The sequence below is a fragment of the Vibrio sp. ED004 genome (genome assembly GCF_023206395.1).
Lineage (GTDB): Bacteria > Pseudomonadota > Gammaproteobacteria > Enterobacterales > Vibrionaceae > Vibrio.
Genome location: NZ_CP066150.1, coordinates 1,676,389 through 1,689,085, shown reverse-complemented (window position 1 = coordinate 1,689,085; position 12,697 = coordinate 1,676,389). Strand labels below are relative to the sequence as shown.

General features: G+C 45.2%; 12 protein-coding genes. 7 read left to right on the top strand and 5 right to left on the bottom strand.

Annotated features, from left to right (window positions below; genetic code table 11):
- The first annotated feature begins 115 nt into the window (after positions 1 to 115).
- Complete coding sequence (locus tag ITG10_RS24915) at positions 116 to 1,123, top strand: AraC family transcriptional regulator (RefSeq protein WP_019823394.1); 1,008 nt, start codon at positions 116 to 118, stop codon at positions 1,121 to 1,123.
- A 6-nt stretch (positions 1,124 to 1,129) separates the two neighbouring features.
- Here the strand turns inward: ITG10_RS24915 and ITG10_RS24910 are convergent, their stop codons facing one another.
- The gene (locus tag ITG10_RS24910) at positions 1,130 to 2,059 is read right to left on the bottom strand and encodes an urea transporter (RefSeq protein WP_026084206.1); all 930 of its coding nucleotides are present in this window, start codon (positions 2,057 to 2,059) and stop codon (positions 1,130 to 1,132) included.
- Positions 2,060 to 2,139: 80 nt separating this feature from the next.
- The gene (locus ITG10_RS24905) at positions 2,140 to 2,799 is read right to left on the bottom strand and encodes a pyridoxamine 5'-phosphate oxidase family protein (protein WP_017630483.1); all 660 of its coding nucleotides are present in this window, start codon (positions 2,797 to 2,799) and stop codon (positions 2,140 to 2,142) included.
- A 90-nt stretch (positions 2,800 to 2,889) separates the two neighbouring features.
- Here ITG10_RS24905 and ITG10_RS24900 point away from each other — a divergent pair, with 90 nt between their 5' ends.
- Positions 2,890 to 4,350 (top strand): aminotransferase class I/II-fold pyridoxal phosphate-dependent enzyme, encoded by a 1,461-nt coding sequence (locus tag ITG10_RS24900; protein WP_248386993.1) that lies wholly within the window; start codon positions 2,890 to 2,892, stop codon positions 4,348 to 4,350.
- A 33-nt stretch (positions 4,351 to 4,383) separates the two neighbouring features.
- On the opposite strand, the gene yjeH is transcribed toward ITG10_RS24900, so the two are convergent.
- Positions 4,384 to 5,649, bottom strand: a complete 1,266-nt coding sequence (yjeH, locus tag ITG10_RS24895) for an L-methionine/branched-chain amino acid transporter (protein WP_017630484.1) — start codon at positions 5,647 to 5,649, stop codon at positions 4,384 to 4,386.
- A gap of 231 nt (positions 5,650 to 5,880) precedes the next feature.
- Here yjeH and ITG10_RS24890 point away from each other — a divergent pair, with 231 nt between their 5' ends.
- From ITG10_RS24890 to ITG10_RS24880, 3 genes are all read left to right on the top strand, one after another.
- Entirely contained in the window at positions 5,881 to 6,342 is a 462-nt protein-coding gene (locus ITG10_RS24890; RefSeq protein ID WP_017630485.1) for an Lrp/AsnC family transcriptional regulator, read from the top strand.
- Positions 6,336 to 7,256, top strand: coding sequence for a LysR family transcriptional regulator (locus ITG10_RS24885; RefSeq protein ID WP_017630486.1), 921 nt, complete (start codon positions 6,336 to 6,338; stop codon positions 7,254 to 7,256). Before ITG10_RS24890 ends, ITG10_RS24885 begins: the two co-directional genes overlap by 7 nt.
- Positions 7,257 to 7,368: 112 nt before the next feature.
- Positions 7,369 to 7,983: a LysE family translocator gene (locus tag ITG10_RS24880; protein WP_017630487.1), complete on the top strand. Its 615-nt coding sequence runs from the start codon at positions 7,369 to 7,371 to the stop codon at positions 7,981 to 7,983.
- Positions 7,984 to 8,077: 94 nt separating this feature from the next.
- Here the strand turns inward: ITG10_RS24880 and ITG10_RS24875 are convergent, their stop codons facing one another.
- On the bottom strand, positions 8,078 to 9,241 hold the full coding sequence (locus ITG10_RS24875; protein WP_017630488.1) for an alpha/beta fold hydrolase: 1,164 nt from the start codon (positions 9,239 to 9,241) through the stop codon (positions 8,078 to 8,080).
- Between the two features lie 48 nt (positions 9,242 to 9,289).
- The gene (locus ITG10_RS24870) at positions 9,290 to 9,520 is read right to left on the bottom strand and encodes a hypothetical protein (protein WP_017630489.1); all 231 of its coding nucleotides are present in this window, start codon (positions 9,518 to 9,520) and stop codon (positions 9,290 to 9,292) included.
- Positions 9,521 to 9,793: 273 nt separating this feature from the next.
- Between ITG10_RS24870 and hcp the strand changes: the two genes are divergently transcribed.
- Both hcp and ITG10_RS24860 read left to right on the top strand, forming a co-directional pair.
- Positions 9,794 to 11,455: a hydroxylamine reductase gene (gene hcp / locus ITG10_RS24865; RefSeq protein ID WP_017630490.1), complete on the top strand. Its 1,662-nt coding sequence runs from the start codon at positions 9,794 to 9,796 to the stop codon at positions 11,453 to 11,455.
- A gap of 102 nt (positions 11,456 to 11,557) precedes the next feature.
- The gene (locus tag ITG10_RS24860) at positions 11,558 to 12,613 is read left to right on the top strand and encodes a hybrid-cluster NAD(P)-dependent oxidoreductase (RefSeq protein WP_017630491.1); all 1,056 of its coding nucleotides are present in this window, start codon (positions 11,558 to 11,560) and stop codon (positions 12,611 to 12,613) included.
- Positions 12,614 to 12,697 lie beyond the last annotated feature (84 nt).

Sequence of the window (12,697 nt, the reverse complement as noted above, 5' to 3'; positions counted from 1 at the left end):
ATTGAGCGCCGAGTGTGATTGATATCAGATTTATAGGTTGCAAATTTACTAATTACTTTAATAATGGGTTTTATATGATTTGATCTGTATTTTGGATTTAGAGGCTTAGTAGCAAATGAACAATTGTAACTTCCTAAGAGCACTAGGAATTTTAGGCGTGTATCAGTATGCGGCGGCCAATCGTGACTTAGATATGGACTCTTTGGGCATTCCAAAGTCAGTATTTGCTAACGCGATGAACCTGATTCCAGTGAATGAAGTGGACCAATGGTATGGCTTACTCGAACAGAAAACCCGCGATCCCGACATCATTTTGAAGTTGGCCGATAGAGTGGATATTGAAAAGTTAGGGCCACTTGCGAACTGGTTTTTCTCTGGTCATGACCTTGCTTCTACGATTCGTCGAGTCAATATCGGGTTGCACTGTTTACAGTCGGGGGCTTTCTTATATGGCGCGCAAGTTGGGACACTCATTAAATGGTGTTATGACAACCCTGAGTATTCTGAGGTTGGAAAAGTGCACGACTCTGTGCGAATCGCGATTTTTATGATGAAGATCCTAAGGCGTTACCTAGGGCCCGACTTCAAGCCAGCAGCCGTATCCATTGCAGGCTATCGTGAGAATACTGAGCTTTATCACGAGTACTTTGGGTGCAATATTCAGTGGGGACAACCACGTACAGAGGTTTGGATTCCTAGTAAGTCGAGGTTATCGATTAATCAATCACCAAGCGTCGGTAAAATGGGTTTGGCGATGAATTTTCATGATCTAGACAATTACCTCAACATGCCAGATGCAGGTGATGAACATAAGGTGACCTATGAGATGATCAATTACAGTCGCCACTTTGGTTTACCAACCCTTCACAAGGTTTCCAGTTTATTAGGGCTCTCTGAGCAACAGTTTCAACGCCGTTTGCATAAGTTGGGCGTTAACTTTTCCACCATCATGGGTTATGCACTGAGCAATGTCGCCGTGGAACTGTTGAGCTATAAACTCCCGGTCGAAGAGGTCGCGAAACGTTTAGGCTACACTAACGTGGCAAGCTTTAATCGCATGTTTAAAAAGCACCGTGGCTTAACGCCTAAGCAATATGTCGAAAGGTTTTGGACGGACCTATAGTTTATGTTAATAGGCCAAGCTTCGCTTTTGTAATAAGCCTGATAAGTAAACCACAGCCCAAGTGCTTAGAATGAAAGGTGCTGTTAATGGCAGCAGTGCCAAGGTGTGAAAGCCTAGAGTAATAAGGCAACTCAACAGCATCCCTAAGATGACGAATGGCCAAGCTATTCTTGGGTAAAGCACCAGAGCCAAGGTTGCAAGTATCGCGTTGTAACCATAAAGACCTTGCTTGATCAGTTCGTTGTCAGCACCAATCAGAGAGCTAAATAGGGTGCTGATTAACACCGCAAGTAGTATCCAAACTGCGTGCTTGAAGCTATTCAGCGCGATTGCGACCAAGATAGCCAATCCAGACAATTCATTATTGATAAAGCTGACTTGGCTGATCCCTTTTAGCATGGTCACCACAAACGTTGGTAAGTAGGTTCCTACATCTGTGCCGATATTAATGAGTGGCATCAACGCTATGCTGGATGTTGAAAATGCAGAAAGCTCTATGGTTGATTGAACAATATAAATTCCCCAAGAGGTAATAACAAAGGCACTGGTGTAACCGCGGTACTTTTTAAAGCTAAACACTATCTTAGCGATTGGTACGGTGAGTAGGGCACCGAAGACCGTCACAACAGCCAGTGTCGGCGTGACTCCAAAGAAGTTACCAATGAACAAACCGATCAGTGCACCATTTAAGGCATAAATACCACTATTAAGATCATGAGTTGTTTTTCTGTTGGTGTTAATAATGTTATGGATATATCGAGCTAATGTGTAACTGCAACTGGCACCAAGTAGAGTAAGACAAGCCAGTGGAATGGATTCAATAGAGATAGCTAACAATAACAGAAGGGATGTTACGACAGATGGTGTGAAATAGACTTGCCCAATACCATTGAGCAAGCCTTGAAGTGGAAGAATGTCCTTGTTCGTGTTCATCATCTGGCGACAGAGTTTCATTATGTTAAATTTTTGATACGCCAGGTTGTATACAACTATTCTTGGTTGACCATCTTCGTGTGTTAATTCTGATACCAACGTTCACCATAGGCTTGTTGGTAATCTGGCTTTTCAATGAGCCCTTCCTGTTCTGGTACGGTTTCTAGTGGCCCAACAACGGTTCGGTAAGGCAATACGCCTGCCCAAACGGGAACGTCCATATCAGCTTTGTCATCATTCACACCGTGCTTACCAATCTTTACCGAGGCTTCGGTTAACGGAATCGCCAGCAACTCAGTGGCGGTGAGCTCTTTTTCGTTACTCAGCCTAACCTCATCGGTTCTTCCCGGAGCTATCTGCTCAATGAAGATGTTCAACAAGCGGTCCTTTTCTTGGTTGTCATCAATGACTGAAAAAGAGCCGAGTACCACTGCAGAACGATAGTGCGCACTGTGATGAAATGCAGAACGAGCCAACACCCAACCATCAAACAGAGTGAATGTTAAACAGGTTGGTTCTCCTTTCTTTAACCCCTTCAGTAAGCGGCTGTTTTGGGCGCCATGAATATAGACCATGTCATCCACTCTCCAAGCAAGCATAGGAATAACCATCGGGCCGTGTTCGCCTTGCAATGCAATGTGTGCGATTAAGCTCTCATCAATGATCTGATGCAGTTTCTCTTGTTCAAATACGGCTTTGTGAGCCCCTTTTTTAATCGTGGTTCTTTTCGTGTTAGATAACATAATCGCTCCTTAATCATTGCCTTTTGATTAATGTAGCGATTAACTGGTCTATTAAATAGAGCCACTTTTAAACACTAGTTGGATCCAGTTATGCAGCCTATTGATGTCGGTGACCTACAGTTAGATGCACAACACGACACGCGCCAAACCGCCTTGTTTCATGCGATCCGAGAGAAGATCGTTCAAGATTTATGGAGCAAAGGCAGTAAGTTACCCTCAACACGCAAGTTGGCCGTAGAACTGTCGGTAAGTCGAAATACGGTGATCTATGCGTATGAACAGTTGGTCACGGAAGGCTACATCGAGAGCAGACAAGGCTCTGGCTTTTACGTGTCGGTTGAACAGCCGGAGCATTTTCTCAGTTTGTCTCAATCGAGCAATATCCAGAGTTCACAGGACTTGAGTACTAAGGCTGATACATCAAGTGGCGCAAGAGTGACACCCAATGACATCAACCGCAGTTTTGCGCCGGGTGTCCCTGATCTGGATGCTTTCCCGTTTGCTAAGTGGCAGAGACTGTTGCAACGCCACGCTACGAGGCAGAACATTGCGGGCAACCAAGACGTTCAAGGCAGCTTGGCCTTGAGGGAATCACTTAGCGGTTACCTCGCAAGCAGCCGTTCGGTTCGTTGTCATGCTGATCGAATTATTATCACCGCCGGTGCTCAGCAAGCTATTTCGATAGGTTTAATGGCAACGTTAGCGATGGGCGACCAAATCCTTGTTGAAGAGCCGGGCTACCGACAGGTGCATAAAATTATCGATCTGTTAAAGCTCGAACTTGATGGTGTGCGTGTTCGTGAAAAGGTCGGCCTTGATATTGAAAAAGTGCTCTCCAGTAACGCCAAGGCTTTGTATGTCACCCCAAGTAATCAATACCCAATGGGGACGACACTCAATACCGAACAACGTCTCAAACTGATTGATTGGGCCAACAAAAACCAGTCTTGGATTATTGAGGATGACTACGACAGTGAGTTTCAGTTTGCACATCGCCCTTACACCAGTATGCAAGGCTTGGCGGGTAAACTCGGGTTTGATGACCGGATTATCTATGTCGGTTCACTGAGTAAAGTCATGTTCAACGGCCTGCGCTTAGGCTACTTGGTTGTGCCTGAACACTTGGTGGCGAGATGTCTCGAGATAAAAGATGCGCTCACAGGAGATACCGCTGCCCATACACAAGAAGCATTGGCTGACTTTGTTCATGAAGGCGACTTACTGAGACATATCAGAAAGATGCGTCGCTCATACAAACTCAAGTATGAAGCGATGATAGAAGCGATTGAAAGTGAGTTTCACTGTGATCTTGAAGTGATCAGCCAAGCTGCAGGGTTGCATGTCACGGTGAAGTGGTCGAACGGAATATCAGAACAGGAATGGAGTCGAAGAGCTGAACTTGAGAACATCATCATTCGACCGTTCGATTTCTATGAATATGGCTCAAGTGATGATCGAGATTGGAGTGGGGCGGTATTGGGCTTTGGTAATATCCGCTTGAGTGACATAAAGCCGAAGATCAAACAGATCGCTCGGCTTTTTTATCAGTGATATTGGAGAGGCTATTTATAATTTATCGACAAGCTACAACTTGTTGATAGAAATGGTGGGTTTACCCAACCACTTCTTCCATGGGAGTGACAATGTCACAAAAATGGTCACCGCATACAGCATCGACCAACTTAGGCAGATAAACACCAAAGTACAGATAACCAATGAAACCATTGCTGTATATCTGGCAATGCCAGTTAATAATCGGCAAGCCGCTAACATCGCAAGTAGATAAACCAGAACGAAAATACCGTTGGCGAGTTTAAGAAAGAATTCGAGATCCAAGTTAGACAACTCACCAATCACACATGAGATAAGCGCGATAAAGCCAATCGCCAAAGTTGGGTAAAGAGGCACACCACGACGGTTAAGTTGCGCCATTTTACTTGTCGGGCTGTGTTGGCGAGCTTGAGCCCAGATCATGCGAGACAAGCTTTGGGTATAAAGGTTTAGGCTTGCAAAACAAGCAAAGAAACCCAGTACACTGATGACCGTTTTGAAGCCATTGCCAAACAGTTGTTCTGTCACCCACGGAATCGATGCAGCATCAAATTCAGCGGATCCATAAGCCCCAAGTTTAAGAATGACCACTGAACAAGCCCAATACACTAGGCCTGCGACGAAACATCCTGCAATGATGGCGATCGGGAAATCGCGCTGTGGATTCTTAAATTCCTCTCCCATGTGAGCAAAGGCTTCTATCCCTACAAAGCACCAAAACATGACTGCCAATGCGGCGCCGATAGACCACATAGAGTCGGACGAGATAGCGGGAATCGCGACATCTGCAACGGTGATGTCAGCCTTCCAAACAAAAGCACTGACCAAGGCAAAGATCGATAATGCAATCACGGTTTGCAGGCGACCAGAAGACTTACTGCCCATCAAGTTGACGGCAATCAGCAAGGCTACAGTAAAGGATTGAGCACCGAGCTGTGTGTCGAGAGGCGAAGGTAATAGTTGCTGGGCAAAGCCGCCCGCTAATGCAATCGCAGCGGGAATGCCGACAGGAATAACACTCACAAACAACCAAGCAACACTCGTTTCTAAACGCTCGCTGAACGCTTGGCGTACAAAATAGGCGGTGCCACCTGCATTTGGGTAGCGTTTCCCTAATGCTGCAAAGGTAAGGGCGATTGGGCAAATGGCAATAAACAAGATCAACCATGCCAGTAGCGACAACTGACCTGCGATACCTGCAGCGATAGCGGGAATCATAAACAGCCCAGTACCCAGCAAGGTCGTAGAGAGTTGTCCAATTCCGGACATTAGCGTGATTTCTTGTTTGAGTTGTGTCATTCGCTCTCCTAGCTTTTGGTGCTTATTCTGGGATGGGTAATACTGAGATTGAAAGCATACATTGTCGACATCAATAATACAGCTAGCGAAACGTCGTAAGACACCGCCATTTTGACGGTATTAATCCATTTAAGCGTGAAAATGTCGGTTGTCATAATGGCTGTTATAAGTCGGAAAGTTGTGTCAAATTAGGCGTTATAAATAGAACAATAAGTGGAAAGAATCAAAAGCATGGATAAATTTGATCGCCAGATTTTGGGTATTCTCAAAACCAACGCAAGATGCTCAGTGAGCGATATCGCCCGAGATGTGAGCCTCTCGCGTTCGGCTGTGAACGCCAGAATCAAAAAGCTGGAAAGCGACAAAGTGATTACGGGTTACTGCGCTCAAGTGACAGAGCCCAACCAAACGAAGAATGTGTGCGCTTATATTTTGCTGAAATTCGACATGTCGAGCAGTGACCATAGTTGTGAATCGTACGCGCAACGAATCGAGAGTATTGACGGTGTTCAGTGGTGTCACTCGATCAGCGGTGAGACCGATATGATGCTGTATGTTGAAGTAGAAAGCATGGAGCGTTTGAATCAAGTTCGCGACCAACTGCAAAGCTATCCAGATCTGCGTCACCTGATGACTCATACTGTGCTGACCGAGTTTTTCAACAAACTGAATCCGACGGTACATTTATGTTAGGCAATATTAATTTAAACCTGCTGCGTTCACTGCATGTCCTTCTAGAAGAGTGTCATGTAAGCCGTGCGGCTCAACGTCTGCACATTACACAATCCGCGGTCAGCCGCCAGCTGAGTCAGCTTAGAGATTTGTGTGGTGATCCTTTGTTGGTTCGCGATGGTAACAAACTGGTTCCTACCAATCGTGCTCTGCAGCTTAAAGACAAGCTCGATGACTTGCTTAGTGAGTTTGACCACCTGTTAGATGATAAGCCATTTGAACCGCAAGATTGGCATGGTGAGTTAGTGTTGGCTTCGAGTGATTATGTCGCTCAGTACATTCTGCCTGTGATTGTGGCTGAAGTGTCCGCCGAAGCGCCGAACATCAATTTGGCGTATCGATTGTGGCAACCAAACTACCTTGAAGCGCTCAATGAGTCGGGCATTCACTTAGCTTCGAGTATGTTTCCTCAAAAGCCAGACCATGTGTCGAGCATGAAGCTTGGCGAAGATAAGTCTGTGTGTTTGATGCGTAAATCTCATCCGTTGGCTCAACAATCGACTCTGAGTGCCCAAGACATCGTCAATTATTCACACATTAAAGTGACTGGTGGTGGGGACAAAGACAGCTACGCAGATATTGCTTTGAAGAAACAAGGCCTTAAGCGTCGAGTCGCACTGCAGGTTCCGTTCTTTTCATCGGCAGGTACCGTGTTGATGCAAGATGATTACCTGATGATAGTACCAGAACACATCGCCTATAACTTGGGTCGACACCTTGAAACGACTTACTTCTCTTTGCCGTTTGATACGGAAATGCACACCTATTGGCTAATGTGGCACCCTAAGTATGACAACGATTCTGCTCATAAATGGGCGCGAGAAAAGGCATTCCAAGCTATGCAGAAATCGAGCTACAATATCAGTATGACTTGAAATCATAAGTATGATGATAATCTTTGATTTCAAATAATACCTTCGGCGAATTATGGTGGCTAGCAAGTAAAGGCGTTCAGTCAGAACGTATGGTTTTCTTAGGAATGGAATGATGACAGTAACAATTTGGTTTTCTTTATTAGCTATCTGTTTGTTGGGCGCTATGTCTCCGGGCCCGAGCTTGGCGATGATCGCTAAACACAGTTTGGCTGGTGGCCGTATCAATGGTCTTATCGCAGCTTGGTCACATGCCGCTGGTATCGGTATTTATGCCTTCGCAACCATCGTGGGTTTGGCGGTGTTACTAGAACAGTCGCCAATGCTGTTTAAAGGGATTAGCTTGGCGGGTGCCGCGTATCTGCTTTACCTTGGTGTGAATGCATTGCGTTCGAAAGGCGGGGTAGCAGCGAAATTAGAAGCGGGTGAACAGATGAGTTACATGCAGTCTGCTCGTGAGGCTTTTTTGATCTCTATCTTGAGCCCAAAGATCGCGTTGTTCTTTATCGCTCTGTTTAGCCAATTCGTAGCCTTAGGTAATGAACTCAGCAACCAAGTGATCATTGTTTCAACACCGCTGATTGTCGATGGTCTTTGGTATACCTTCATCACCTTGGTGCTATCGAGCCCATTGATCGTTGAACGAATCCGTTCGAAAGCGCAGCTGATTGACCGACTTTCAGGTGTGGTTTTGATTCTGCTTGCTGTCCGTGTGGTGTGGACGATCTAGCGGTCACTCATATTCCGGCAAAATACGATATCCATAAAAAAGGCTCATTAGACGTTATCTAGTGAGCCTTTTTAGGTTTTTATCGAGTGAGTTTTTAGCCTTCCGAGTTCAGAACTTCGTCTAGCTTTTTCATCGAATCTGAAAAGTATGGGTTGTAGGTTAAACGTGCATGGTTTTTACCTTCTTCGCGGTATCCCCATGCTGAGTACCATACTTCATTGGTCGCATTACACTGTTCTTCAAAACCCTCAGCCTGACCATTCGAACAGATCTTCTCGCTGCCATTGATACCGTAGTACGGATTGTTTGGCGAGAACAGCAAGCCCATATGCGAACCGTTTGATATACGTTGTTCAGGGATCTTCATGCTGTATTGAACCGCACGAGGATCGTCGAGTGTGGTTTCCCCTTGCCAAATCAACACGTTGTTTGGGTTTGGCATAGATTCAGTAAACGCCTGCTGAACATAGCTAGTATCAATCACACTGTCGCCTTCACTCATCATAATAAACACTGGCTTATCGAAGTGTTTATCTTGTAAGTCTTCACGCACCACTTCTGAAGTTTCGTAATAAACCGAAGCACCATTCATTGGCAGTGAGTTATAACGCAGTACATTGTCTTCAGGATCTTGATCGGCCCAAGTGACAAAATAGCTCGCTAGCCCTGCATATTGGACCGCAGATGAGCTCGGTTGAAACGCTGGAGAGAACAGCAGTAACCCAGAGATCTTAGGATCATTCATCGCTTGTGACGTAACTAGGTTGGCACCGGTTGAATAACCACCAAGCCACACAGAGTCATACTCTTGTTCGAGTAACTTAGTATGATGAGCCACCACGCCTTGCCAGTCTTCTAAGCTTGGCTGCATTAAATCACCCACACGGCTGCCGTGACCTGGTAGTAATACCGTTCTCACTAGGTAACCTTGCTCTGCTAAGTGCGTAGCGATGTCTGTAAACGAGTAGGGTGAATCCCCCAATCCGTGAACCAATAGAACGGCCTTACCGTTAGGTGTGGCAGGTTTGTACTCAGTCGGAGAATTGAGTTGGATCTCCAATTGCTTGCCTTCAGTCATGAACACACGGTTTTTCAGTAACCAATCTTGAGTGTCATTTACGTAGGCGTCAAAGCTGTCTTGCTGATATTCAGGCAAGTCAGGAGAGGTTTCGTAAGCTGGAGCGATGGTCTCGTTGGAACAACCAACGAGACTTAAAGTCGTTAGGGCGAGTAGCGTTAGAATGGTCTTGCTATGCATTTTTTAGTGTTGTCTCTATCGTGTTTTGTCTTGAAGCAAAAGCTTAGACTATTTTCTATTTGAAAGGTCTTCGTATTCACCTTCAATGACACCTGCATCACTGGTTGATGACTGACGAGTGTTCATATGAGCTGCGAAGCCTTGTTTCTTCATTTGATTTTGAATGCGCTTGCCAGTAATTAAAGCTGCAATAGCTAAAGGAATAGCAAGGATCAAGCTTGTGAATAGCGCCAAAAGGCCAGTAAACAGCGCAACAATCGTAACTAAGATATTTTTCATATTCATTCCTCTTTTTCTATGTTGTTACTTTATCGCTTCTATTCTGAACGAAACATGAACGCCGTTAAATAATTACCGAGAGTCACTATGACACGGGTGTGTTGACTTTGGGTGTGTAAATGTAGTCATAAACACGCACTAAAAATATGGAATATAATCAAGTTCTTTAAAATCAATTAGTTAAAAGTTGGCATGGTTGATGCTCTATAGGGTTTGGAATAAGTCACTGTAAGCAAAGTACTTACAGCTAATAAAAATTACTGGAGCCCCTATATGTTCTGTATTCAATGTGAACAAACCATTCAAACACCCACTGTAAAAGGCTGTTCTTTCGCACAAGGTATGTGTGGCAAAACCTCGGAAGTGTCAGACCTTCAAGATGTGTTGGTGTATTCTCTTCAAGGTGTTTCTTTTTGGGCAAATTTAGGTCGCACTTGCGATGTTATTGATACTGAAATTGACGAGTGGGCACCAAAAGCGTTCTTCGCAACATTGACCAACGTTAACTTCGACCCTGCTCGTATCATCGAATTTGCACAGCAATCTCACGAATTTAAACAGCGTTTAGAGCAAAAAGTTCGCGCTGCTACGACTTTAATTGGTTTCGAGATTCCAGCGCTTTCTCCTGCCGCGCAGTTCGATCTACCAACGGATTCTTCAGAGCTATTGGCACTTGCGCCACAAGCAGCAGTTAACCGTGGTCACGACTCTCAACACGAAGATGTGATTGGTCTTCGTCTTCTTTGCCTATACGGCTTAAAAGGTGCTGCGGCTTACATGGAGCACGCACGTGTTCTTGGCCAAACCGATGATGCAATCTTTGCTGAATACCACGAAATCATGGCTTTCTTAGGTACCGATCCAACCGACCTAAAACAGTTACTTGATACATCAATGCAGATTGGCTTGATGAACTACAAAGTAATGGAAATGCTAGACAAAGGTGAGACAGATACATTCGGTCACCCACAACCAACAACGGTGAATGTGAAGACTAAGAAGGGTCACTGTATCCTTGTTTCTGGTCACGACCTTCACGATCTAGAAAAGATCCTTCAACAAACCGAAGGCAAGGGCATTAATGTTTACACCAATGGTGAGATGCTTCCTGCGCACGGTTACCCTGAACTGAACAAGTACCCACACCTTGCGGGTAACTACGGCAGCGCTTGGCAGAACCAACAGAAAGAATTTGCTAACTTCCCTGGCGCAATTGTGATGACGTCTAACTGCCTGCTTAACCCGGATGTTGGTGCGTATGCAGATCGTCTATTTACACGTAGCATTGTTGGTTGGCCGGGTGTTGCACACCTTGAAGGCGACGATTTCAGTGCGGTAATCGATTGTGCGCTTGCACAAGAAGGCTTCAAGCATGACGAGATCGAGCAAATGATCACTGTCGGCTTTGGTCGCAATGCATTGATGGAAGCAGCACCTGCGGTTGTTGAACAAGTGAAAGAAGGCAACATCAAACACTTCTTCCTTGTGGGTGGTTGTGACGGTGACAAATCTGAACGTAGCTACTACACAGACTTCACAGCCCAAGCGCCAGAAGATTCAGTAATACTAACGCTGGCATGTGGTAAATTCCGTTTTAATAAGAACCAATTTGGTGACATTAACGGTATCCCGCGTCTGTTAGATGTTGGCCAATGTAACGATGCTTACTCGGCGATTCAGCTTGCGCTTGCACTGTCTCAAGAGTTTGACTGTGGCATCAACGAACTACCACTAACGCTTGTTCTATCTTGGTTCGAGCAAAAAGCGATTGTTATCCTGCTTACTCTGTTCGCACTGGGTGTGAAAGGTATCTACACAGGTCCAACAGCGCCTGCGTTCCTAACTGAAAACCTACTAAAGATTATTCAAGACGAGTTCGACATGCGTTCTATCTCAACGCCAGAACAAGATCTTAAAACAATCTTAGCGGCTTAATGTAAGCCCACTCCCAAGCCCCCGTTGTTGCTGTTCTCTTCGAACGTGCAGCTGCGGGGCTTTTTAGATTTAATTCTTTAGTATCAGTAAGGTGTGTGAACTATGTATGCATGGTCGGATAGCGATTCAATCAATTTGGTGTGTTTAAAGAAATGGCATGAGACGCCAGATACGGTCAGTTTCGAGCTTGGCAGTATTCCCCAAGACCTACATTTCAATTTTAAGCCAGGCCAGTTCATCACCTTGGGCTTGGATATGCCGACAAAAACCGATTATCGCGCTTACTCTGTGGCTTCTTGTCCTGAAGATAATCGTTTGAAGCTGACGGTTAAGCGTGTTGAAGGTGGTTTGGTGTCTAACTTTATTGTCGATGAACTTGATGAAGGAGATGAGGTTGCTGTTTTAAAACCTGCTGGTGGCTTTAACTGCATTGATTGCATGCCGACTGAGAGCAAGAAGGTAACGCTAGTCAGCGCAGGTTGCGGGATCACGCCTGTAATGGCGATGGTGAAGTATTGGTTGTCTCAAGATAGTGAGATGGAGATAGACTTCGTCCATATGGCGCGTAACAAACTTGAGACTATCTATTTTGAAGAGCTTCACCAGCTCGATGAAGCGTATGAAAACTTCAACCTTAAATTGCTACTTAAAGATAACCAAGGCACTACAGCGCCTCAAGGTCGACTGGACAAGAACTGGTTGGTGAAACTGAGCCCAGACATCCTAGACCGAACCGTTTATCTTTGTGGCCCCGTTGGCTTTATGCAAGACATAGAAAGCTACCTGAAAGAGCTTGAGTTCAACATGGACAACTTTTATCAAGAAAGCTTTACGCCTGCTACTCAGAATGCTCAGTCAGAAGAGTCACAAGTAGAGACTTCTGGTGATACGAATAGTGCCTTTAAGGTATTTGTCCCAACGTTTGGCAAAGAAGTGGAAGCCGAGACGGGTACGCCATTAGCAGACTCTTTAGAACAAGCAGGTGTGCCCATTATTATCGCGTGTCGCAGCGGCATTTGTGGCTCGTGTAAATGCAAAGTGACCAAAGGTTCTGTGGAATCCAGCAGCCAAGAGACACTGACAGCAGAAGAGATTGAACAAGGATACGTATTGGCGTGTTCAAGCACGATTCAGTCGGATGTTGAGGTTGAGTTGTAACAGATATGAAGGCCTAGCAAGGCTGGATGTAAAAAGGCCACCTAGATCAGTTAGAGAGAGCAGATTTAAGTGGCAACCCTTTTG